The 24,977-nt window shown below is 51.9% G+C and carries 19 protein-coding genes and 1 tRNA gene; 7 read left to right on the top strand and 13 right to left on the bottom strand.

The genetic code is table 11. The features are described from left to right. Positions 1-13: 13 nt before the first annotated feature. A tRNA-Thr gene (locus A8F97_RS01500) sits at positions 14-89 on the bottom strand. Positions 90-758: 669 nt separating this feature from the next. On the opposite strand from A8F97_RS01500, the gene A8F97_RS01495 reads away from it, so the two are divergent. Further along, positions 759-2,825, top strand: a complete 2,067-nt coding sequence (locus tag A8F97_RS01495; protein ID WP_033071878.1) for a multicopper oxidase family protein — start codon at positions 759-761, stop codon at positions 2,823-2,825. A 118-nt stretch (positions 2,826-2,943) separates the two neighbouring features. On the opposite strand, the gene proA is transcribed toward A8F97_RS01495, so the two are convergent. The 7 genes from proA to gpt form a co-directional block, all read right to left on the bottom strand. After that, positions 2,944-4,197, bottom strand: coding sequence for a glutamate-5-semialdehyde dehydrogenase (gene proA, locus A8F97_RS01490; protein WP_025920014.1), 1,254 nt, complete (start codon positions 4,195-4,197; stop codon positions 2,944-2,946). Positions 4,198-4,207: 10 nt separating this feature from the next. Continuing rightward, positions 4,208-5,311, bottom strand: coding sequence for a glutamate 5-kinase (gene proB / locus A8F97_RS01485; RefSeq protein WP_014701108.1), 1,104 nt, complete (start codon positions 5,309-5,311; stop codon positions 4,208-4,210). Positions 5,312-5,434: 123 nt separating this feature from the next. After that, positions 5,435-5,809, bottom strand: a complete 375-nt coding sequence (gene crl / locus A8F97_RS01480) for a sigma factor-binding protein Crl (RefSeq protein ID WP_015731047.1) — start codon at positions 5,807-5,809, stop codon at positions 5,435-5,437. A 50-nt stretch (positions 5,810-5,859) separates the two neighbouring features. After that, the gene (locus A8F97_RS01475) at positions 5,860-8,010 is read right to left on the bottom strand and encodes an ankyrin repeat domain-containing protein (protein WP_033071879.1); all 2,151 of its coding nucleotides are present in this window, start codon (positions 8,008-8,010) and stop codon (positions 5,860-5,862) included. 11 nt (positions 8,011-8,021) lie between these two features. Beyond that, entirely contained in the window at positions 8,022-10,061 is a 2,040-nt protein-coding gene (locus A8F97_RS01470) for an ankyrin repeat domain-containing protein (RefSeq protein WP_033071880.1), read from the bottom strand. A 71-nt stretch (positions 10,062-10,132) separates the two neighbouring features. Continuing rightward, a complete protein-coding gene (frsA, locus tag A8F97_RS01465; protein ID WP_014701112.1) occupies positions 10,133-11,383 on the bottom strand; it encodes an esterase FrsA in 1,251 nt (416 codons plus the stop codon). Between the two features lie 212 nt (positions 11,384-11,595). Beyond that, on the bottom strand, positions 11,596-12,054 hold the full coding sequence (gpt, locus tag A8F97_RS01460) for a xanthine phosphoribosyltransferase (RefSeq protein WP_005975741.1): 459 nt from the start codon (positions 12,052-12,054) through the stop codon (positions 11,596-11,598). Positions 12,055-12,384: 330 nt separating this feature from the next. Between gpt and pepD the strand changes: the two genes are divergently transcribed. Next, positions 12,385-13,845, top strand: coding sequence for a beta-Ala-His dipeptidase (pepD, locus tag A8F97_RS01455; RefSeq protein WP_033071881.1), 1,461 nt, complete (start codon positions 12,385-12,387; stop codon positions 13,843-13,845). A 64-nt stretch (positions 13,846-13,909) separates the two neighbouring features. On the opposite strand, the gene dinB is transcribed toward pepD, so the two are convergent. After that, complete coding sequence (gene dinB / locus A8F97_RS01450) at positions 13,910-14,968, bottom strand: DNA polymerase IV (RefSeq protein WP_014701114.1); 1,059 nt, start codon at positions 14,966-14,968, stop codon at positions 13,910-13,912. Positions 14,969-15,042: 74 nt separating this feature from the next. Then, a complete protein-coding gene (locus tag A8F97_RS01445) occupies positions 15,043-15,843 on the bottom strand; it encodes a helix-turn-helix transcriptional regulator (RefSeq protein ID WP_033071882.1) in 801 nt (266 codons plus the stop codon). Between the two features lie 213 nt (positions 15,844-16,056). Between A8F97_RS01445 and A8F97_RS01440 the strand changes: the two genes are divergently transcribed. Both A8F97_RS01440 and dpaA read left to right on the top strand, forming a co-directional pair. After that, a complete protein-coding gene (locus A8F97_RS01440; protein ID WP_033071883.1) occupies positions 16,057-16,827 on the top strand; it encodes a class I SAM-dependent methyltransferase in 771 nt (256 codons plus the stop codon). Positions 16,828-17,089: 262 nt separating this feature from the next. Continuing rightward, positions 17,090-17,824, top strand: coding sequence for a peptidoglycan meso-diaminopimelic acid protein amidase (dpaA, locus tag A8F97_RS01435; RefSeq protein WP_014701117.1), 735 nt, complete (start codon positions 17,090-17,092; stop codon positions 17,822-17,824). Here the strand turns inward: dpaA and A8F97_RS01430 are convergent. Further along, entirely contained in the window at positions 17,795-18,562 is a 768-nt protein-coding gene (locus tag A8F97_RS01430; protein WP_014701118.1) for a class II glutamine amidotransferase, read from the bottom strand. The two genes, dpaA and A8F97_RS01430, sit on opposite strands and share 30 nt — an antisense overlap. 94 nt (positions 18,563-18,656) lie before the next feature. Then, positions 18,657-19,238, bottom strand: a complete 582-nt coding sequence (lpcA, locus tag A8F97_RS01425; RefSeq protein WP_005975726.1) for a D-sedoheptulose 7-phosphate isomerase — start codon at positions 19,236-19,238, stop codon at positions 18,657-18,659. Between the two features lie 348 nt (positions 19,239-19,586). On the opposite strand from lpcA, the gene fadE reads away from it, so the two are divergent. Beyond that, complete coding sequence (gene fadE, locus A8F97_RS01420) at positions 19,587-22,034, top strand: acyl-CoA dehydrogenase FadE (protein ID WP_033071884.1); 2,448 nt, start codon at positions 19,587-19,589, stop codon at positions 22,032-22,034. A gap of 98 nt (positions 22,035-22,132) precedes the next feature. After that, complete coding sequence (gene yajD / locus A8F97_RS01415) at positions 22,133-22,483, top strand: HNH nuclease YajD (protein ID WP_005975722.1); 351 nt, start codon at positions 22,133-22,135, stop codon at positions 22,481-22,483. Positions 22,484-22,570: 87 nt separating this feature from the next. On the opposite strand, the gene mtnK is transcribed toward yajD, so the two are convergent. After that, a complete protein-coding gene (gene mtnK / locus A8F97_RS01410; protein WP_033071885.1) occupies positions 22,571-23,773 on the bottom strand; it encodes an S-methyl-5-thioribose kinase in 1,203 nt (400 codons plus the stop codon). 152 nt (positions 23,774-23,925) lie between these two features. On the opposite strand from mtnK, the gene mtnA reads away from it, so the two are divergent. Beyond that, complete coding sequence (mtnA, locus tag A8F97_RS01405; RefSeq protein ID WP_033071886.1) at positions 23,926-24,954, top strand: S-methyl-5-thioribose-1-phosphate isomerase; 1,029 nt, start codon at positions 23,926-23,928, stop codon at positions 24,952-24,954. Positions 24,955-24,977 lie beyond the last annotated feature (23 nt).

Raw genomic sequence — 24,977 nt, 5'->3', positions numbered from 1 at the left:
AAAATAGGCAGACTGGTGCCGATAATAGGAATCGAACCTACGACCTTCGCATTACGAATGCGCTGCTCTACCAACTGAGCTATATCGGCTTTGAGAATCGTCGCGGCGAGAGCCTGACGTGAACTACGGGGTGACAAACTAGTGAAATCAGCACATCAAGTCAAGTGATTGGCGCTCGTCTGCTGGTTTTATCGTCGCTTGATGAAAAATGAAGATTTTCTAATAATTAACCAAACTAATAACAAAATATTTTATAACTTTCAGGCTTAACACACGAGGATTGCGTTACACAGGCTCACCTATCAACATCGCGAGATCGCGATCGTTTTCAGGCCCGAAAACCCACATATTGGGGATTATTGGGTACATCGCAGGAAACAATTAGCGAGAACATAAATAAAAAAACAAATAATTATAAAAAATAAACATCCAAAATCATTTATCACATTAAGTTATTTTTTAAAAATTTACTTTGTTTTTATGTTTACTATCTTAATGTTTTTAACTTTACTTAAATAATTACGCCATAAATAGCAAGGGGTATTATCGTTTAAAAAAACCATGAATCATCTTATATACTCTAGGTGAAGATCGTTAATTAAACAATGAAAACAAAAAGATAAAAAACAAACCACCTTATCATAGCAAGTCAATTAAATTACATATGCCCGTTATACTTCAAGCTGCATATGCGTTGGCTTTCCTGCAACTCGAATTATTTAGGGTATAACACTAAAATATTTAGGCATGGAGAATATATGGTGCATAAAAAATCACTTCTCAGCGCAACGGCTTTACTATTCAGTTTTTATTTCCCCCACACCGGGGCGCAAGAGGTAGAAAATGAACAGCAAGCGAACACGTTCATAAATCCCCCCGTACTGACAGAGTCTTCATTAATGCCGTCAGGTACGCTTTACCAAAGGGAAATCAACGAATCAGCGCCACCTCATGTAGGCCGAGAGCGAACGTTAGATCTGAAAGTGCAATATACCGAGGGACTCATTCGTAACCCAGCACAAGGCCATCCGGATAAAGTTCGCTTACGCAGTTATAGTGGCACCAATGTCGATCCCTATCATCCTTTTATAGCCCCAACCATTGAAGCCACGCCGGGTGATACCGTCAGAATAAGGCTCGATAATCAGCTTCCCGTTGAACCTGAATGTGCCACAAAATCGGAAGATATTAATGTCCCACACTGCTTTAACCGTACCAATCTACATAGCCATGGGCTTTGGATAAGCCCAACGGGAAATAGCGATAATGTTTTGTTATCGATTAACCCGGGTATGAAATTCGAGTATGAATATAATATCCCCAGCGATCACCCAGCCGGAACATTTTGGTATCACCCACACAACCATGGTTCAACGGCAATTCAGGTTGGCAGCGGTATGGCCGGGGCGCTTGTTATTCGGGGCGATCGCATACCCACCGAAACCTCAAACGGCGATATCGATACGTTGCTGAAAACTGCGGACGGCAAGCCCTTCCCTGAACGCCTATTAGTCTTTGAACAAGTTCCCTATGCCTGCCTCAAAGATGGCAAGCTGAAGAAAAAATCAGATGATTCAATTGACTGGTCATGCGCCCCTGGAGAAGTTGGTGAGGTCGTTTCTTACGAACAATTCAAACCTGGATCGTGGGATGACTCAGGGCGTTTTACTACGGTCAACGGCCGGGTAAGGCCTGTTTTTGCCAATGCTAAGGCAGGTCAGATTGAACGCTGGCGCTTGGTTCATGCCGGGGTGCGTGAGACGATAAAAGTCGAGTTCCGCAAGCTCGATACCCGTGATTTTCGCTCTCGGGAGAAAACACTTGGTACAGAAAATCAGGATCGATTTGTACGCGAACTCTGCACAGGCTCACCAGTTCCTTATGCTGTCATCGCAGCCGACGGGCTGACGATGCCTCAAGGGCAGGTACAAACGAACACTACTCTACAACCTGGCTATCGTAATGATCTACTGGTCAATTTCCCCGAAGACGGCCTCTATTGTATTGTCAATCCGCCAGTAAAAGCGGCGGATAACGTCTCACGTGAAGACAAGGCACGTTCGGTTTTAGGTTTTGTCAGAGTTAAAGGCGGGCAGTCTATAGCAGACCCCATCGCATCAACCACTCAGCAATTAATCACGCAAGCGCAAAAAACCTATCAGCCAGCCAAACTGGCTAAAGAAATCGTCAGTAGTTTGGAAGATGGGCTCAAACTGACCAAATTCATTCCCCATCCGCCTATTACGGATAAAGAAGTCAGCCATGTTCCACCGCAGGAGTTGGTGTTTTACATTGATGTCACGAAAAAGCCCCCAACGTTTGAGGTGGGTAACTCATTTTCTGTAGTAAAAAATAGCGATGGCTCCTATAGCCCTGAGGGCGCTCGGCCTTATGATCCGAAACATATCGATCGCCAACTAGTGCTCGGAACTGCTCAAGAATGGCAATTGCAATCCTATTTTGTCAGTCATCCTTTCCATATCCATGTGAATCCCTTCGAAATTATTCAGGTCCTCGATCCGGATGGTAATGACGTAAGCTTGCCAGGCGCAAAGGAAGCGGATGGCAGTATCTCACAATATGCCGGTCTGAAAGGCGTGTGGAAGGACACACTATGGATAAAAAGCAATATAAATGGCGCGTTGGAATCCACAGAGGCGCCAAAGGGCACGTACAAGATCTCTATTCGGACACGTTATGAACGCTATATCGGCGAGTTTGTACTGCACTGCCATATCCTGGATCATGAAGATCAGGGCATGATGCAAAATGTGGCAATTGGGCTTCCAGATGGCACAGGAGGGGTTGCACAAGGCCACCATTAATAAGCAGCCTTAGCATTTTTAATCAATAAACTACGGTAAACAAGGGCTCGCGGTTTGTCTTCCTGACTTATCGCGAGCCTCCTTTGACTAAATCAGCTTCATGGCTGAAAAATCAACATTACGCACGAATCAAATCGTCGCCATAACCAATCCATTTATAGGTGGTCAGCGCTTCCAGCCCCATCGGGCCACGCGCGTGCAGCTTCTGGGTACTGACCGCCACTTCCGCGCCCAAACCAAACTGGCCGCCGTCGGTGAAGCGTGTACTGGCGTTGACATACACCGCCGAGGAATCCACTTCTCGCACGAAGCGTTCCGCGTTGCTCAAGGAGCGAGTCAGAATGGCATCGGAGTGCTGCGTACCATGCTCACGAATATGCGCAACCGCTGCATCCAGATCGTCCACCAGCGTAACGTTCAGGTCGTTAGAGAGCCATTCGTCATTGTAGTTGGCCTCTTCCACTGCGACTACACTCGCTGGGCCACAGGTCAGGTATGGCATTGCTGAAGGGCTGGCGTGTAACGTGACGCCCGACGCTGCCATTTTCTTGCTCAGTTCTGGCAGGAAACGGTCGGCAATACCTCGATTGACCAGCAGCGTTTCCAGGCTGTTACAGGCACTAGGGCGTTGCACTTTAGCACTTTCAATCACCTTCAGCGCCTTGTCGAAATCGATGCTGTCATCGGCATAGATGTGACACACGCCGATACCACCAGTGATGACAGGGATCGTCGATTGTTCACGACACAGTTTATGCAAGCCTGCACCACCACGCGGAATCAGCATATCCACGTAGCGATCCAATTTCAGCAGTTGATTAACCCATTCGCGATCCGGGCTTTCAATCGCCTGCACCGCAGCGGCAGGCAGGCCGCACAGTGATAGCGCCTGCTGAATGACTTCTACCGTCGCCGCATTGGTGCGGTACGTCTCTTTGCCACCGCGCAGAATCACTGCATTACCGGTTTTCAGGCACAGGGAAGCCACATCGATAGTGACGTTCGGGCGTGCTTCATAAATCACGCCAACTACGCCCAGCGGCACGCGGCGACGCTCCAGCTTAAGCCCGTTATCCAACATGTTACCGTCAATCACCTGCCCCACCGGATCGGTCAGGCGACATACTTGACGCACATCACTGGCGATCGCATTCAGCCTTTCCTGCGTTAAGAGCAGACGATCCAGTAACGCTTCACTCATGCCATTTTGGCGCGCATCGGCTAAATCCAGTGCGTTAGCCGCCAGAATCGCCGCACTCTCAGCTTCCAGCAAATCTGCAATCGTCAGCAGCGCACGATCTTTCTGCGCGGTACTCAAAACTGCCAACTGATAAGAGGCCGCTTTTGCCGCTTTACCCATTTGTTCAAGCATCGCGAACTCCTTAATTGATAATCATGTCGTCGCGGTGGATCGCTACCGGACCATATTCGTAGCCAAGAATATCGGCAATCTGTTGAGAATGATGCCCGGCAATCATACGCAGCGCATCGCTGTTATAGCGCGTCACGGCATGTGCCACGTCACGACCCGCCAGGCTGCGCACGCGGATCACTTCGCCGCGAGAGAAATTGCCTTCCACCGTGCGAATGCCTTTCGGCAACAGCGAGCTGCCGCGTTCGAGGATCGCAGAGATCGCGCCGTCGTCAACGGTGATTTCTCCCGCAGGTGGCGCACCAAAAATCCAATGTTTACGGCTTTCCAGCGGCGCATCGAGTGCATGAAAACGCGTTCCAACGGAAATATCGGCAATCACATCACCGATCACGCCGGGCTTGCTGCCTGCGGCAATCACTACGTCGATACCCGCGCGACAGGCCACATCGGCAGCCTGCAATTTGGTCGACATCCCACCCGTTCCGAGGCCAGACACGCTATCCCCTGCGATGCTGCGCAGTGCATCATTGATGCCAGTCACTTCACGGATCAGCTCAGCATCAGGATTATTACGCGGATCGGCGGTAAACAGCCCGGCCTGATCGGTCAGCAGCAGCAGCTTATCCGCATCGGCCAAAATCGCCGCCAGCGCGGACAGGTTGTCATTGTCACCAACCTTGATCTCAGCGGTAGCAACCGCGTCGTTTTCATTAATCACTGGAACAATGTTGTTATCCAGTAGCGCCCGCATGGTATCGCGCGCATTGAGGAAACGTTCACGATCTTCCATATCGGCACGCGTCAGCAGCATTTGCCCAACATGAATGCCGTAAATGGAAAATAGCTGTTCCCACAGTTGAATCAGGCGGCTTTGACCCACGGCGGCCAGCAGTTGTTTGGTCGCAATCGTGGCCGGGAGTTCGGGGTAACCCAAATGTTCGCGCCCGGCGGCAATCGCCCCCGAAGTAACGATAACAATCCGATGCCCTGCCGCATGTTGCTGCGCACACTGGCGCACCAGTTCAACAATATGGGCACGATTAAGACGGCGCGAACCGCCGGTTAGCACGCTGGTGCCCAGTTTCACAACCAAAGTCTGGCTGCCGCTCATAATTTTTCTGCCGTTAGATGTCAAAAAATAAGAATAAGGAAAACGTTGTAGCAGGACAGACGCGTTATGCCAACAGGCACAACGCGAAAACCGGCGAATAAATCGGGGATCGTCAAGGAAGCATCACGGTCGTACAGTAAGAGTACAGGCGGGTTCCAGCGAGTGCAGCAGTTTCTCCAGTCGGACATGAAAAGCCTGTTTGGCATTTTCCACCTGTTCCATCGCGGCTTTGTCTTTAATTTTTTCCTCACGCCAGTTGCCCTGTTTGTCAAACAGGCCGTAGTGATACTTATAGGCAAAAGCTTTACCGGTATCTTCCAGGTTCAGCCACCAGCCCCAAAACTCACGCTCTTCCGGTGCAGGTTTGGTGTTGACGCAGACAGCCAAACAATCAAAGAAGAACGCGGTATCCTCGCACTGCGCTTCACGTATATAAGGCCCCAACGCTGTAAAATTTTTCATCAGTCGGCTTTTGGCGTGTCCACTCGGTAACATCATCTGCGATCTCCTTTGGTTGAACCTTCTTTTTAGCAGAGAATGGTAATTTATCAACCACCTGGCATGAAGTTACTACCAGCATCTGACTTTTCTGCCTCTCCCCTAACGGGCCCCAGTGCCGCGGGTTTACGCGGTATGGAAAAATATGAAAGCCCCGCTTCAGCGTGTGGTGCAGGTAATGCCAACAACGTTTGCAGGCGCTCAGCAAAATAAGCGAGAACCGGACGTTTGCCGTCCAGCAAGCATCTCAGTTGTTCCTCGGTAAACGACGTCAGCCTGAGCAACGCTTCAAAGATCTCTTTCCGATCGTCCTGCACGCTAAGCGACAGCGGCGTTATTCCGTCGTCATTCCCTTGGCTGAGATTCGCACCATAGGCATGCAGTATCGCCAGCATACGGGCGGACACTGACTCAGGGCGAGGCGGGAAATCAATAGAGTGTCGGCTCATTATCGCAAACAGCGCGGGCGTCATTCCGCCTGCGGCACGTGCATTCGGGTTCGCACCATATTGTAGTAACACCTCAAGGCAATGCTGCGCGCCCTGTTTCGCCGCCAGCATCAACGGCGTCATCGCGTGTTCGCCCCACACGATGTCTTTATCTATCCCGTGTTGCAGCAGTACCTCAAGCGTTGCTTTACGTCTTTCGGACGTTACGCCCACATTATAAATAACGCGATACGGCGGCGGAGAAAGGTGGCTAGCGGTTTCCGTATTGAGGCTAACTCCTTGTTGAATCAGCCAATTCAGCACCAGTGGACGGCATCCAGCAGCGGCAGCATAGACCATATTCATCCCGTCTGGTGCCAAACTATGCAGGTTCATTCCGCAGGCATGCAGATGCTGGAAGATATTCAACAGTGCGCTTTCATGCGGGCTTGATTGTGAATACAGGAGCAGCGCCATACCCAGCGGAAGCGCTCCACTTTCTTGCAGTACATGTTGCTGATTGAAATCGACGCCGTGTGCCATTAACAGATCGATCAGATCGGTATGATATTGTCCGGTGGCGATCATCGCCTCACAGAGCGTATAAAGCGCAGGCCACGTCGTCGGTGTGTCGTCGCAATCCTCCCAAATCGTATAGCCGATATTAGGGGAAGCACCTGATTCCAATAGATGCTGGAGGGTGGAAGAAAACACGCGATAAACGCGACTATCAGTCACCGCTGCCTTTGCACTCAGCACGAGATATTGCGCCAGTACGGTGCCCTGGCTGGCATAATGCTCATGCTCTGCGTAATACTCATCCCCCTCATAGTCAGGTTCGTTTTGATCAAAACGCAGCGGGTAGCGGCGATCAAGGTCAGCAGTCCGTTCCGCAATACGCCGAATCAGTGCCGGAGGATACGACTTTTCCAGCGCATCCAGCAGGACGCTGTGCGAAGGCACGTCGCAGCGCATATCCGGGAATGTTTCCAATAAGAACGCACAGAATGGTGCAGGCATGCCACAACGCAGCGCCATCTCCAGCCAGGTGAACGTGCTTTTCTGTGTCTGATTTTTCAGAGCTTGATCAAACGACAGCATAAAACCCGATTCCCGCATCCCTTCCCGCTCGGCCTGCGCAACAATCAACTGAAAGACTTCCAGCGTCATCCATGATCCGGCGTGCCGAAATACCGTTTCCAGTATCGACGTCCCCGTTAGGCGTACCCGGCTATCCGCCTGAAACAGACGCATTAACAAGAAGCGATCCTGCTTTTCCAGCAAAATCTCGACCGGATGGTGTTTCTCCGCTTTAGGGTGAAACAGGACGGGCTGGTTGATATCCAGCCCATTTTCCAGCAACCGCTCCAGCATCGTAGCGCGTTGAGCATGGGTATAGACCGCGCTTTCTGGCAGATCAAAAAAGCAGTTTAGCCAACCGCGCCTCTGGTTATCATAAAAATCCAGTTGGGCACCACGCTGTAAAAGCAGCGTAGTAAGCTCAGGAGAGTAAGACGTGATGGCAGCAAAGAGTGCACTTTCGCCTTCAGGCGTTTCGACACTCGCCCCTTTCTCCAGTAAGTAGCGGACAAGGTCGATTTCCGAGTCTCGATCCTGGCTCAATTTATATAGGACGGTTTGCCCGTCGCTCAGCGCGTTGATATCGCCATTCGCTGCCAGATAGCGATCGATCCGCTTCCGTTTCTTGCTAACGGATTCATCAGAGAAGCAAATCGTATCTAAAGAGTCCGTTTTGGAAGATGAACCAAACATATACTATGTCCTTATAGCGGCAACGAATAATGAGAAGATGGCGAGGATTTTCCCGAGCTTAGTCGCGCAACCTGCCGACGTAGCTGATCGGAGAAATAGCAGTAGCGGTTGCCCCGCGCCAGCCAGTCCAGCAGCCGGTGCATGTCATCCAGATCAGGAGAAAGTATCTCCAATAGCGCTTTAAACATGAGTTCGTGTTTATTACGAATACAACTGACCAGTAGATCGTTCCCCTCTTCGTCCACTCGCTCAATCGTCACCCCATACTGGTGAAGCAGGGTCAAAATTCGCACCGCTGCCGCATCGGCACGGTGTAGCGCACAGCGCAGTGGCGTCATGCCGTTGGCACTGCGGGCGAGCGGATTCGCCCCCCGAGCCAGCAACACTTCTGCACACTTCGCTTCGCCATAGTAAGCCGCACACATCAATGGCGTGAATTGTTCATCAATCGAGAACTCATCAATATTCGCGCCATTATCCAGCAGTACCGCAACGGTTTCTGCGCGTCGTTCCTGCGTCAGTGCTTCATCGCTATAAAGGCTGATGGTTTTATGCAAAATGGGGGAATTGTCGAACCCACTCAGGATATGAATATCCGCACCACGGTCGATGAGCCATTGCATGATCCGTGGTCGAGAACCGATACCTGCGGCAGCAACCATATTGATCAGATAAGCATTAGTCGCCTGCAAATCCATACCGTGTTCGTAGAGGTAGGTCATTACCTGAAACAGCACGCCTTCATTCGTTGAATTGAAGCCACGCTGAAGCAACGTAATGCCAAGCGGTTCATTCACTACACTTTTCTTAAGGTTGAAATCCGCGCCGTGAGCAACAAATAAATCCAGCAAGTCGGGACAAAAACGATTTTCCACAACCATATCGATGCATACAGAATTCAGCATTGACCAATTGCGCATCTCATAATGGCGACCGCCATTCATTTTATCCACGTTTGGCGATGCACCATATTTCAGCAGCAGAGTCACGCAGTCGTAGAAATAGTGGTAATACTCTGGCTCCCGCAACGCACGAATACACCGGTGATAAACAAACTGCATCATGGCTGTGCTGCCGACATCTGGGTAGGCATCTTCCTCCCACCCCGGTTTCTTTTTATTGCCAGCAGGAATGAACAGCGAATAAGGACGGTCGATATCCGCCGTTTTTTGCATAATCCGCTCAACCAGTGCGGGCGAATACAGATTAAGCAAAGCATCTAAAACAAAGCTATAGCTGTTCACATCACAGCGAATATCAGGACAGGTATCGAGCAAACAGGCACAAAGTCGCTCGTCCGCACCGTAAAAAATAGCCATTTCCAATAGCGATCCATCGGTACGGATTTTTTTGTCTTCGGAAAGTATCACGCCGGACTCACGATAAGCCGATCCACCCGCCCGTTTCACGATCTGCTGAAAGAGCGGCAATGGAAGCCACTCGCTTTTATAGGTAAAGATACGTTCAAAAATGCCGGTTTCGGCGAAATGAATAGGAATATCGAGCTGAAAAATGTGCTCCAGAAGACTCACATCTTTTTCACTCACAATGACGTCAATCGGAAAGCTGATTTCCAGCGATGTCCAGAAAATGGTTTCACGATTGAGATCCAACCCGTAGCGTAACAACAGATCCAGCATTTGCTTACGCTGTTCATCGGTGTAGATATACCGTTCCTGAGGACAATACAGATAATTCAGCCACGAATTGCTGAAGTAATTGAGGTAATGCACATCAGCACCATGCTGAAGATAGAGCTCGGCAAGTTCCAGATGGAAAAACTCGATCGCATTATGCAATGAGCTAAATCCCCCCGGTTGTTCAATGAAGGCCCCTTTATCCAGCAGGTAACGAACCAACGCCGTATCCGGCGCTTCCGTACTTACCGTTAGTAAACCGAGTACATTAGCACTATTGGGCTGCCTTTCATTAATACTGCCCCCTTGTGCCAGAAAGCGGTCGATTTGTCGCTTTTTCTTTTCCAGCGGTAATTCAGAACAACAGATGTCATGCAGACTTTGCCGCTGACGAGACCCCATTCCCCACATCATTGCATCCCTCAACGATCGCCCAAACGAGTAAAAAATTGGCAGGTTCTACGCCTGCCATTGATAAATCATGCTCAACACACTTTATCCTGCAACCATCCGCTGATTTGCCGTAATGCACGATCGAAGTTCTGGTATACCGGCGAGAAATTAACTGGCAGCAATTTTCCTTGCGCGGATGAATTCACAATCAGGCTGGCTTCTTCTTTCGGGCATAGCAGATCGTTATCCCAGTAACCTGCGAGCATCGGCGTCGGGCAGCGGCGTCCTAGCAACCCCTGCGTTTTCAGCGAATAGCGCCCCAGTTCGGTTTTCAGCGACGCATCCGTCGAGTACGGCATACCTAACCGGCTCGCCAGCACATCCATAAACATATCCGGCACCTGCTGCTGGCGAGTCGGATCGCTTAACAGATGGTGCACCACCGGGCCGAGACAGGCCACACCACGTAAGCGCTGTGGTTCCAGATAAGCCAGCCGAACGGCAATATTGGCACCAAAGCGGAAGCCAAACGCACCGACGCAACAGTGATCAACCCACGGGATATCCGGCAGTGCGCGCAAGACCTGCTGATGCAGGAAACTGGAGTCCTGAGTCAACTTCCAGCGGGAAGAAAATCCAACGGAGGGAACATCAATCGTTAACATCGCCATACCCGCGGGTGCAAAATAGTTCTGAAACAGGCGATGATAATCGCTTTGCAACATTTCCAGGCTGCCGCACATCAAAACAGTAGGGAAAGGCGCTTTCCCTTGTGATGGCATATGTAAAAAGCCGGTCAGCGTGCCGCCGCCCGTAATTGGGAAAGCCAGCGCTTTGAGTTCATAAGGCAGATATTTGGCCGCTTCTTCATAGGCGCGATTGGCCAACGTTTGCGCCTGTTCCGCCAGCTCATCGCCTTTAATATGCGGATAGGCAGCGATGCTGTAGAGGTTGGCAGCATTCAGCCAGAACTGCCCGGTTTGTGCGTCGCTCTCACTCTCGATCGCCCGCTGCTGCCAGTCTGCGCCCTGCTTCGCCCATTCATAAATCCAGTTACCACCGCGGTAGCCGATCACCGTATCGAGCAACTGCTCGTTGCTTCTGTCAGCCTTACTGGCGGCAATACGTGACAGCACGTCTTCGATTTCCCACGGATCGACACCACGCCAAATCCACATCAGCCGGTTAATCATCCGATACCAACTGCGGGTTTTTTCTCCTTCCAGCGTAGAATGCAGCCCCTGCACGTCCTGACTATTCCGCGTGCGTCTGACTAACGTCGAGGTTTCTGGATGTTTGAAAGAGGGTTTGAATAGCGTTTCAGACAGGTTAGCTTGCGCCACAGCAGCCTCCATTAATGTAAACCGCTGTTAGCGGACATCAGACGACATCTTCGTCATCCGCTAAAGTGTAACGAACTCAAGCCAGGGAAGACAAATGCCAACGGCAGAAACACACGATCGGATCAAAGCCTACGCTAAAAATAACGGGAGAGTAGAAACAACAATGCCCGGCTAAACCGGGCATTGTTGGGAATCGATATTCGTTCTGGCGATTAACGGCCAGACAAAGGCGGAACAAACACCACGCCCATATCCCACGGCTGTTCAATCCAAGTATCCTGCGGGATATCAATTACGTAGTCATCGACCAGCGGTTGACCAGCAGGTTTGGCGAAAATGGTTACAAAATGCGCCTTCGGATACATATCACGAATCGCTTTTGCCGTACCACCGGTATCAACCAGATCGTCAACCACGATAAATCCTTCGCCATCTCCCTCGGCACGCTTGATCACTTTCATTTCGCGCTGGTTGTCATGGTCATAACTGGAGATGCAAACGGTATCAACGTGACGAATGCCAAGCTCACGCGCCAGCAGCGCGCCAGGAACCAGACCACCACGACTGACGGCAATGATGCCTTTCCATTGATCGGCTGGCAGTAAACGCTGTGCCAGTTTGCGGGCATGAATTTGCAACATATCCCAGGTTACGACGTACTTTTCGCTCATAAAATATATCCCAGCCGAATAAAAACCGGCTTAAGTTGAGTCTGAGGGGGGAAAAAGGTTGCGCGAGATTATAGATAGCCAACAACATAAAAACCAGTTTTTCTCAACGAGAGAACCGAGTTTTTCCTGATAACCTGCGCCCTGCCAAACCTGCGGATTCATATTTCAGCGGGGAAAATAAGCGGGGACGACGGCAATTTCCCCTGCTTTGATGGAAAATGATATTCTGTTGCAACACGCCATGTTAAATGGCTAACCACGATTAACTTTTAACCTATAGCCCTGCCCGCCAGAACGCGAAGGCTGGCCGCTAAAAAGGAGACTGCAATAGTGTCTGAATTGTCTCAACTTTCCCCCCAGCCTCTGTGGGATATTTTCGCTAAAATCTGTTCTATCCCGCACCCTTCTTATCATGAGGAAGCGCTGGCCGCGCATATTCTGGAATGGGCTAAAGAGAAAGGCATCTATGCCGAGCGCGATCAGGTTGGCAATATTCTGCTGCGCAAAGCGGCAACCGCAGGCATGGAAAACCGTAAACCTGTCGTGTTGCAGGCGCATCTGGACATGGTGCCGCAGAAAAACAACGATACCGTACACGATTTTACGACCGATCCTATCCAGCCTTATGTTGACGGTGAATGGCTCAAAGCACGCGGCACCACGTTAGGCGCAGATAACGGTATTGGTATGGCTTCCGCACTAGCGGTGCTGGCCGCTCCAAACGTCGAGCACGGCCCACTGGAAGTGCTGCTGACGATGACCGAAGAAGCAGGCATGGATGGCGCGTTTGGCCTGCAACCTAACTGGCTTCAAGGCGAAATTCTGATCAATACCGATTCAGAAGAAGAAGGCGAAATCTACATGGGTTGCGCGGGCGGTATTGATTTCATTACCCGTCTGCCGCTGGTGCGCGAAATGCCGCCTGTTGGTTATCAAACGTTGAAACTGACGATTAAAGGGCTGAAAGGCGGCCATTCTGGCTGCGATATCCATCTGGGGTTGGGCAACGCCAACAAGCTGCTGGCACGCTTCCTGTTCGAGCAGGCGAAAGCATTGGATCTCCGCATTCTCGATCTGAACGGCGGTACACTGCGTAACGCGATTCCACGTGAAGCCTTCGCCACGCTGTCACTGCCTGCCGCTAACGTCGAACAGTTGAAGACGCTGAGCCAGGAGTATCTGGCCGTGTTGAAAAATGAGCTGTCTGCCGTTGAGAAAAACCTGACTGTGCTGGTGGAAGCCAACGACAGCAATGAGCACCCGCTGACGCAGGACTGCCGCGACCGTCTACTGGCGCTGCTCAACGCGACGCCAAACGGCGTGATCCGCATGAGCGACGATGTCAAAGGCGTGGTGGAAACCTCACTGAACCTCGGCGTTGTCACCATGGAAGACGACCACGCAGAAATTATCTGCCTGATTCGTTCACTGATCGACAGCGGTAAAGACGCCGTAGTTGGTACGTTGACAGCGTTGGGTGAATTGGCTGGCGCAAAAACATCGCCGAAAGGCGGCTATCCAGGCTGGCAGCCGGATGCACATTCGCCGGTCATGGCGCTGGTGCGCGAAACCTATCAGAAGCTGTTCAATAAGACGCCGAACATCATGGTGATCCACGCAGGTCTGGAATGTGGCCTGTTCAAGAAGCCGTATCCAGACATGGATATGGTTTCCATTGGGCCGACCATCACCGGACCGCACTCGCCGGATGAGCAAGTTCACATCGGCAGCGTGGATCTGTACTGGAAATTGCTGACAGAATTGCTGAAAGCGATTCCGCCACGCGCCTAAGCGTATTGTTGTAAAAACCGAGGCGACGGATATCTGTCGCCTTTTTACTCCCAGCCAGCCCCTGCTATCCCCAATCAAATACTAGCTGTCGCTCAATTTGCGGGTCGAGCAGCGTCACATGCAGCCCAACCAGTCGGACGCCTCGAGATTTACGTCGCTCCTGCCAGGTTTGTTGCGCCAGCTTCAACAAATCCTGTTTATTCAACATCGGCCACACATGTTCCTGCGTCGTTTGCTGAAAATCATCAAACTTGAGTTTGACGCCCTGACGCGCAATATGCAGATCGGGTTTCACCCGTTGCAAACGGACTTCCAGCTCCTGATAAAGCTGTTCAATCAGGTTTTCACACTGATCCCAGTCATGGATATCCTGCGCCAGCGTCTTCTCCACCCCGACCGATTTCCTCAGCCGATCCGGTGAAATCTGCCTATCGTCGATCCCCTGACATCGCTCCCACAGCACGCGGCCAAACTTGCCGAATTCTTTCAGCAGATCCGCCAGCGCATACCCCCGCACATCGGTACAGGTATACAGCCCACGCTCTTCCAGCCGTTTCGCCGTCACTTTCCCTACGCCAGGGATCTTCTCCAGCGGCAGCGCCAGCAGGAAATCATCCACCTGCTCCGGTGTAATCACATATTGTCCATTCGGCTTATTTAACTCGGACGCGATCTTCGCCAGAAACTTGATCGGCGCAATGCCTGCCGAAGCTGTCAGATTCAATTCATTCGCAATGGTTCTACGGATTTCTTCGGCAATGCGCGTCGCCGAACCGTTACAGTGCGGGCTATCGGTGACATCCAGATAGGCTTCATCCAGAGAAAGGGGTTCAATCAGTGCGGTGTAGCGGGAAAATATCTCGCGGATTTGGCGCGAAGTGGACTTATACACCTCCATACGCCCCGGTAACAACGTGAGCTGTGGACACAAGCGCAAGGCGGTTGCCGTTGCCATCGCGCTGCGGACACCGTAACGTCGGGCAGGATAGTTAGCGGTACTGATGACACCACGTCGATCGGCGCTTCCACCAATCGCCAGAGGGATATCGCGCAGGCGCGGGTTATCACGCATCTCAATTGCTGCGTAGAAGCAGTCCATATCAACATGAATGATTTTGCGCATACAGGCCCTCTGATAACACTGTATGAATATACAGATCAAAGTCAGTGTAGACAAGTTGCGTGATGCTGACGCGTTTACTGCATGATGAGCATCACCAGTTTAACGTCCCCATGTCCGACAGGATGGAAAGTCTGTTGATGGTAGGCTACATCGCCAAGTAGAGGATGGTGAAAACGTCGCTCGCCGCCTTCACGGGCGGTAACGGCCTGCTGCGACCACCAAAGGTTGAACTCGTGACTGTCTTCACACAGCCTCATCACGATTTTCCGAACGGATTCCGTAGACGCGTAATGACTTGATTCCGCACGAAACTCCGCCACCACACGCCTGGCGCGTTCCGGCCAGTCCACCACCAGCGATCGTGCCAATGGATTAAGAAACATGAAGCGCAGTAGATTCGGCTCTGGATCGTTTTCCAGCCATCCGGCAAATAGCTGCTCCGACGGTGCATTCCACGCCAGCATATTCCAGCAACCATCCAGAAGATATGCCGGGCAGGCAATATGGTGCAGGCTGGCGGCGACCTGTGCATCCAGCGGCGTGGATCTATTCTGCTTCTGAGGGTCCTTCACGCCAGCAAGGCTAAAAAGGTAATCACGCTCGGCGGGTTCAAGTTTTAACGCCTGCGATAAACGAGTCAACGCAGATGCCGAAGCAGACACATCACGTCCCTGTTCAAGCCAGGTATACCAGGTGGTACTGATTCGGGCGATTTGCGCCAATTCTTCGCGGCGTAATCCGCTGGTGCGCCGCCGCCCAGAGGCAGGCAGACCGACCATTTCCGGCGTAGTTCGCTCACGCAACGCCCGTAAGAAAGCCCCCAGCGCTTTTGGGCCACTCAGAGAATTGGCAGACATAAACGTATTTGCAGACATCAGTCAGGCGTCCTTTTCATCCCGTTCGTATAGGCAGCTTACGGTGACAGCAGCATCAGTAAAAACCGTGTTAATCAAACAGGGAGTATTTTATACCCGTATAAATGCTCATATTGTACCCGTATTTTTCCCTCATTATAGTGTTCTCAGACTAAGGTCTTCTTTATTGGCAGGCGCGCCGCCGTTTAACCATTGAGATAAAGCGAGAGCAATATGAAAGATCAACAGGATCATAATCGTCGTGTCGAAGACCAGTTCGGCTCACAGGCACAGAACTACCTGACCAGCGCGGTACATGCGCAGGGTAAAGACTTAACCCGTCTGGCTGCTTTATTAGCCCCTTTCCCACAGACGCAGGTGATCGATATCGGCTGCGGCGCGGGACATGCCAGCTTCGTCGCCGCGCAGGCCGTCGCAGAAGTTGTCGCCTATGACCTGTCATCTCAAATGTTGGATGTGGTGAGCCAGACCGCTGTGCAAAAAGGGCTGAATAATATCCGCGTTCAGCAAGGCGTAGCCGAATCTTTACCGTTCGATAACGGCAGTGCAGACATCATCATCAGCCGTTATTCGGCCCACCACTGGCATGATGTCGGGCAGGCGTTACGTGAAATGCGGCGCGTTCTGAAACCGGGTGGGCACGTAATCATGATGGATGTCGTGTCGCCCGGCCATCCGCTGCTGGACAGCTATTTGCAGACGGTAGAGAAACTGCGCGATACCTCACACGTGCGTAATTACGCGCCGGGCGAATGGCTGAGTCTGTTTACCGAAGCAGGGTTTATCGTGCGTAACGTCACCAGCGACAGGTTGACGCTGGAATTCAGCAGTTGGATCGCCCGTATGCGCACGCCAGAACACTTCGCTATCGCCATCCGTGAGTTGCAAAAAACGCTGGCGGACGAGGTGGTGCAACATTTTGAGGTACAGGCCGACGGTTCCTTTGTCACCGACATTATGATGATCGAAGCCACCCGCGCCTGACGCATTCACCCCCCACAATTAACGACCTCAAACTGAGCGGTCCGCATTCTTTCGGGCCGTTTTTTGTAAATGTTATTTCCTAGCGCTTTTCAACGCTTGATTAATATGAAACCAATGATAATGTGATTTCGCTTTCGTCGTTATCTATTCAGCGACGAAGAAATAGATACCGATAACGGCTGTCCCAACGCTTTCGCTAAAACACCAGTAGCGCGACGCGGATGCCGCGTGTAGCACAGCAATTTTATTATCAGGAACCATAATGCAAAAAATCGCGCTGTCGTTTGCGATGTTGTTTTTTTTGCCTTCTCTTGTTGTTACCAGCGCCGCCAGCGAGACGTCTCCGCCGCTTGCGCCGATAGCAAAAGAATTAAAACAGCAATTATTAGGCTCTCCGATCTATATTCAGATCTTTAAAGAAGAGCGAATATTCGAACTTTATGCGAAAGTCGGCAACGAATATCGTTTATTGGAACAATATCCAATTTGTAAATATTCGGGCGGATTAGGGCCAAAACGCGTTGAAGGCGATTTAAAAAGCCCGGAAGGCTTCTATCAGGTCGATCTGCGTCAGCTCAAGCCGGACAGCCACTATTACCGTGCGATCAATATCGGTTTCCCTAACGACTATGATAAATCACAAGGATATTCCGGCCGCTATTTAATGATCCACGGTGAATGTGTATCGGTTGGCTGCTATGCCATGACCAACAATTACATGGATGTGATTTATCGCTATGCTGAAGCGGCGCTACGCAACGGGCAGGCGAAAATTGATATCGCCATCTATCCGTTCCGCATGACGGAGCAGAACATGCAGCGCCACCGTAATTCCACTTACGCCAGCTTCTGGAAACAGCTTCAGCCGGGGTACGCTTACTTTAATCAGCACAATCAGCCACCGGCCATCACGGTTTTTAACGGACAATACGTCGTTAATCCACCTCTGATGACCAGTCAGCCGACCTTAAAGTATGCGCTCGCCGAAACAAAATAGAACGAATTCACCTGGCATGATCTGATGCCAGGTTTCGTTACCCGTTAGCGGCTGCGTCGCCAGCACGGTGACAACATCATTGGGTGTTGTCTGCTGTTGGAAATCAATCTCTACATCCTGATCCAACAGCGTCGCTTTACCAAACGGCGCGCGGCGGGTGATCCAATAGAGTTTGGTTGAGCAATACCCCATCACAAAACGCCCGTCCGACAGCAGCATGTTAAACACGCCTTTCTCCCGCAAGACATCCGCTTGTTTAGCGATATAGCGGAATACTGCAGGCCAGTTGCCCGGCGTGCGCGGATAGCGCTCAGACAGTTGGGACAACAGCCAGCAGAAAGCAAATTCGCTGTCCGTCTGGCCGACAGGGCGAAACATCCCCGTTTTCAGGGTGTTGTAGCCTTTCAGTTGCCCGTTGTGGGCATACGTCCAGTTTCGTCCCCACAGCTCACGGGTAAAGGGATGGGTATTTTCCAACGACACCGCGCCGCGATTCGCCTGTCGAATATGTGAAATCACCGCGCACGATTTGATCGGATAATCCTGCACCAGCCGGGCAATCGGCGAGTTATAGCTTGGCAGCGGATCTTTGAACGTGCGACAACCATTCCCTTCATAAAAGGTAATCCCCCAGCCATCCCGGTGCGGCCCGGTGTTCCCACCGCGTTGTATCAGCCCGGTAAAACTAAAGCAGATATCCGTCGGTACATTCGCGCTCATCCCCAGCAGTTCACACATCTGACTTCCTACCCTTCCCTTCTCGTCATATTTCACGTTGCCTATGCGTTAGCGACCTGAAACTCGAACTATTTAGAACCTATTATTAAGCGGCTTACTGATCTGCCATCTCTTTTTCAATCAGTTGAATCAGGATGTGAATCGCTTTGATATGGATTTCCTGAATGCGGTCAGCATAGCCGAAGTGCGGAACACGGATTTCTACATCGGCCGATCCTGCCATTTTACCGCCGTCTTTCCCCGTTAGCGTAATGACCTTCATGCCTTTCGCTTTTGCCGCCGCAATCGCTTTAATAATATTGCCAGAATTACCGGAAGTGGAAATCCCCAACAGCACATCGCCTTCACGTCCCAGTGATTCAACGTAACGGGAGAAGACAAAATCGTAGCCAAAATCATTGCTGACACAGGACAGGTGGCTTGGATCGGAAATCGCAATAGCCGGGTAGCCAGGACGATTTTCACGGTAGCGACCCGTCAGTTCTTCAGCAAAGTGCATCGCATCACAGTGTGAGCCACCGTTACCGCAGGAGATCACTTTACCACCCGCTTTAAAAGCGTTAGCCAACAATACCGCAGCGTTTTGAATCGACTGAATATTCGCATCATCACTCAAGAAATTATTCAGTGTTTCTGCCGCTTCTTTCAGCTCACTACGGATTAAATCCTGATACATGGAACCCTCTCATTTTGTCTGGTGACAGCATTCTATTCTGTGTTGCAGTGTAGCGGATCGTACCAACAGCGAGAAGCGTGTAATCACGGGATCGAGAGGATCGCTGATGCCTGTCAGAAAACTCACGGCAGCCACTTGGTTTGTGAAGTGAGTTGTAATTATGATGTAAACAAATTGATAAAAATAAGCAGATAAACTACAACAAATATAAGCAACAGGTCAGACCTCTTACAATATTGTCCTATTACGCCTTATTTCACTGATGAATATAGTCCCCGCTTTCCACTGTCGTAAACACGCGGTGGCGGGGTAAAAATCTCAATTCGATCACTATGCTGGAGACTCGTTATGGTTGCTATCAGTACCCTCCTCCTACTGATTATTATCGGGGCGATGTTTTACCATCGGCTCAGCCTACTGCTCGGCAGTGCCATCCTACTGGCGTACTTTGCAGCGATGTCCGCCATGTTGCTGTGGCCCATCTGGTTGATGATTCCACTTGTGATTTTACTGGTTCCGATCACGGTTCCCGCCCTGCGTCAAAAACTGGTTTCCGCTTCCGCGCTGCGCATGTTCCAGAAGGTCATGCCGCCGATGTCGAACACGGAGAAAGAAGCGATCGATGCAGGAACGACCTGGTGGGAAGGCGATCTATTTCGCGGCGCGCCGGACTGGAAAAAGCTGCATCACTACCCGCGTCCGCAATTGACCGCTGAAGAGCAGGCATTTATCGACGGGCCAGTTGAAGAAGCCTGCCGGATGGCCAACGACTTTGAAATCACCCACGAACGCGCTGATATTCCACCGGAACTATGGGCGTTTTTAAAAGAACATCGCTTCTTCGCCATGATCATCAAAAAACAATATGGTGGGCTGGAATTCTCCGCCTATGCACAAGCACAGGTGCTGCAAAAACTGGCAGGCGTATCCAGTATTGTGGCGATCACCGTCGGTGTGCCCAACTCACTCGGCCCCGGCGAACTGCTACAACACTACGGGACGGAGGCGCAAAAAGATCACTACCTGCCACGTCTGGCACGCGGTCAGGAAGTTCCCTGCTTTGCGCTAACCAGCCCGGAGGCCGGTTCAGATGCCGGCTCGATTCCCGATACCGGCATTGTCTGCTATGGCAACTGGCACGGGGAACAGGTCGTGGGCATGCGTCTGACCTGGAACAAACGCTATATCACACTCGCGCCAGTCGCCACCGTGCTTGGGCTGGCCTTTAAGCTATACGATCCTGACCACCTGCTAGGTGATGAGGATGACGTAGGCATTACCTGTGCATTAATTCCGACGGATACCGATGGCGTTAAAATCGGCCGCCGCCATTTCCCGCTGAACGTTCCGTTCCAGAACGGGCCGACGCAGGGTGAGAACATTTTTGTTCCGCTGGATTACATCATCGGTGGTGCGAAGATGGCCGGTCAGGGCTGGCGCATGCTGATGGAATGCCTGTCAGTCGGGCGCGGTATTACGCTACCGTCCAATTCCACTGGCGGCCTGAAGTCGATAGCCCTCGGTATTGGTGCTTATGCCCACATCCGCCGCCAGTTCAAAATCTCTATCGGCAAGATGGAAGGCATCGAAGAGCCGCTGGCACGCATCGCGGGCAATGCTTATGTGATGGATGCCGCTGCGACGTTGATTACCAGCGGCATCATGCAGGGGGAAAAACCAGCGGTGCTCTCCGCTATCGTCAAATATCACTGTACCCACCGCGGTCAGCGCAGCGTGCTGGATGCGATGGATATCGCCGGCGGTAAAGGTATCTGTCTCGGTCCATCCAACTTTCTGGCACGCAGCTATCAGGGCGCACCGATTGCCATCACCGTGGAAGGGGCCAATATCCTGACGCGCAGTATGATCATCTTCGGGCAAGGCGCAATCCGCTGTCATCCTTATGTTTTGGATGAAATGGCAGCCGCACAGGACAACGATGTGCCACGCTTTGACCGGGCGCTGGTTGGACACGTCGGGCACGTCGCCAGCAACAAAGTGCGCAGCTTCTGGCTTGGCCTGACCAACGGCCTTCTAAGCCGCGCACCAGTGAACGACAAAACGCGTCGCTACTATCAACAGCTCAACCGACTCAGCGCAAACCTGGCACTGTTGGCGGATGTGTCGATGGCGGTACTCGGCGGTAGCCTGAAGCGTCGTGAGCGTATCTCAGCCCGTCTGGGGGATATTCTCAGCCAGCTCTATCTGGCTTCTGCGACACTGAAACGCTATGAGGATGAAGGTCGTCAGAAAGCGGATCTCCCGCTGGTGCACTGGGGCGTGCAGGACAGTCTACATCAGGCAGAACAGGCGCTGGACGATCTGCTGCGTAACTTCCCGAATCGTGTCGTCGCAGGGTTATTGACCTTCATTATCTTCCCGCTGGGACGACGTTACGCTGCACCGTCTGACCACCTCGATCATGAGGTTGCGAAGATTCTGCAAACGCCATCGGAAACGCGCAATCGTCTGGGACGCGGCCAATATCTGGTTGCCAGCGAACATAACCCCGTTGGGCTGATGGAAGAAGCCTTGCTGGATATCATCGCCGCCGAGCCTATTTACCAACGCCTGTCGAAAGCCAGCGATAAACCGCTGTCATTCATGCGATTGGATCAGTTGGCAGAACAGGCACTGGTAGAAGGTCAAATTACTGTGGAAGAAGCGGATATTCTGACTAAAGCCGAAGCCAGCCGCTTGCGTTCTATCAACGTGGACGACTTTGCGTTCGATGCACTGGCCGCCAACAAACCTAAATCGGTATCACAGCCGGAAAGAAAAACCGAAGTGGCATAAATAGAATCAGGCCGTCAATATGACGGCCTGTTCTTTCCTTTACACGTTCATCAGTTGTAAAATCGACGTCATCTTTCCTTCTGAATGAAACCTGACACATGGCTTACATCCCCAAGAACTACGCCAGACTTGAAAGCGGCTACCGCGAAAAAGCGCTCAAACTTTTCCCGTGGGTATGTGGTCGTTGTTCACGCGAATTCGTCTATTCCAACCTGCGTGAATTAACCGTTCACCACGTCGATCACGATCACAGCAATAACCCGGAAGACGGCAGTAACTGGGAAATGCTGTGTCTCTATTGCCATGACCACGAGCATTCGAAATATACCGATGCGGATATGTACGGTTCGACCGTCGTTGCCGGTGAGGATGCGCAGAAAGATGTTGGCGTTGCTACGCATAATCCTTTTGCGGATTTACAGGCCATGATGAATAAAGGGAAAAAATAGAGATAAGAAATCATCGAATTGCCGCTCCCATCCGGTTCGTTGACGGGAGCGGATCTTGAAATTGTGTGACTAATATTGAGTGGCTAATTAAGCACCGCTCTGCCGCACTCGAGCCAGTAGCGCATCCACATCAGCAATGTGCGGGGCGGCCAGCACTAACGTCCTGCCCAGCGAAATCGTATGGCGCTGACATGCCAGACGCGCTTCCGTCTCCTGAATGCTGTCCAGATCGGCAACGTGCGCCAGCCCAACCGTGCGGCGAATCAATTCAGTTCCACAGTAGCCAATAGCATCCAGCCAGACCTGCTGCAAAAATAGCGCGGCATAGCCCGATTCTGCCAGTGACGGATCGCGGCCGTCATTTTCGCTCAGAGCCAGAAAACGGGCGGAAAAGGTCTGCCATAGCGTGCGGATATCTTCCAGACGCCGTTCACGCCCTGCAGCCGCCTCACGCGGAGCCAGCAGCCCCGGTAAGCCACAATAATTCAGCAGCAGGTTGCCCACAGCGGTGCCAACGTCAAACCCCATCGGCCCATAAAAACCGAATTCGGCGTCAATCGCCTTCAGGCGCCCTTCCGCCACAAAGATCGACCCACTGTGGATGTCACCATGCAGCAGCGCCTCGGTTTTGCTCAGGAAACGGTGCTTCAACCCAGCGACCGCCAGCTTCAGCGCGCGATCGTCACGCAATGCCTGCACATCCGGCGTAAGCGCTGCGTCAAACTGATTTCTTTCGTGATCGATATAGGGGTCGGTAAAAAACAGATCTTCGGTAATCTGGCACAATTCAGGGTTGGTAAACTGGCTTACTGCCGCTTTCTTCTCATGCGGGTGCTGATAGAAATCAGACGTATGGAATAACGTTTGTGCCAGATATTCCCCTAACTGCGCTGCCGCCTGAGGATAATCCGCACCGTTCACCAACTCGCTGCGCCAGATACGATGATCGGAGAGATCTTCCTGCACCATCACCGCCAGTTCGGGATCGTGGTATAGCACGGTCACGGTATGTTGCGGACAAAAACGCGCGTGCGTCAGTAACGTCTCGGCTTCAATACGGGCACGGTCGAGCGTCAACGGCCAGGATTCCCCGACGCAGCGCACATAGGGCAGCGCCTGTTTGACAATCACCCGACTGATACCTGTTTCATCTTTAATTTTAAACACCAGATTCAGATTACCATCGCCGATCTCTTCTGCGGCGACCAGCGTTTGCGGTTGACTGACACCACCGTACTGGCGGGCATATTCCACTGCATCATCCGCCGTAAAAGTGCGGTAAAGTGACATTCCAACTCCTCGCTATTCTGTAATCAAAACCATTCTGAAATTAAAATTTTTTTGCAATAAAAAACACGGACATAAAAACGTTCGGACGTCTATACATCTATCAGGCATCTTGGCAGAATACGAATATCGATGCAACATGGATTTAACGACCTATGCAGACACTTAACACAACCAGCCTGAAAATCGTTGATAACCAACTGTGGATCCTCGACCAGCAGGCGCTGCCGCAAGAGAAACGCTGGTGCCCGTGCCCGGATGTCGCTTCACTGGTTGAACATATCCAGACACTACGAGTACGCGGCGCGCCGCTAATTGGCCTGTCTGCCAGCCTGCTGCTCGCGCTGCTGGCGGAAAAAGGCTTATCACAGGATGAGCTGGCGCAGGCGCTGGAGACGCTGCGGGCATCGCGCCCTACCGCCGTCAACCTGATGAACAATTTGGATCGCATGAAGCTGGCGCTGGCACAGCCGCAGTTCGTCGCGGCGCTGGTTCAGGAAGCCCTACGGTTGGTAGAAGAAGATCGCGCATTGTGCGAACACATCGCCGATCGTGGTGCAGCACTGGTGAAACCAAATAGCCGCTTGCTAACCCACTGCAACACTGGCGGGCTGGCAACCGCAGGCATCGGCACCGCGATCGGCGTACTGCTGCGTGCGCACCAACAGGGGAAAATTACGCAGGTGTGGGTCGATGAAACCCGCCCGCTCTTACAAGGTGGACGCCTTACGGCCTGGGAGCTAGGCGAGTTGGGCATTCCCTATCAGCTAATCTGTGACTCGATGGCCGCCAGCCTGATGGCGCAGGGTCAGGTCGATGCAATTTGGGTCGGCGCAGACCGCATTGCCGCCAACGGCGATGTCGCCAATAAGATCGGCACTTACAGCCTCGCGGTGCTCGCACACTATCACCAGATTCCGTTTTACGTCGCCGCACCGCACACCACGCACGATCCGGCGTGTCAGGACGGCAGAGCCATTCCTATCGAACAACGCGCCGCTACTGAAGTCACCGGCGTTTCCGGCAGCTTCGGCCACTGCCAGTGGGCACCGCAGAATGCTGCCGTCTACAACCCGGCGTTTGACATCACCCCCGCCGCATTAATCAGCGGCTGGGTACTCGACACCGGAGTGGTCACACCGCAAGACGTCAAAGAGGGGATATTTCAGACAGCGTTGAAGTGACGACAAACCAGATGTTTCAAAGA

Source organism: Pectobacterium parmentieri, from assembly GCF_001742145.1.
Classification (GTDB): Bacteria; Pseudomonadota; Gammaproteobacteria; order Enterobacterales; family Enterobacteriaceae; genus Pectobacterium; species Pectobacterium parmentieri.
Note: the sequence above shows the minus strand (reverse complement) of the source record. Positions and strands in the feature narration are given on the sequence as shown.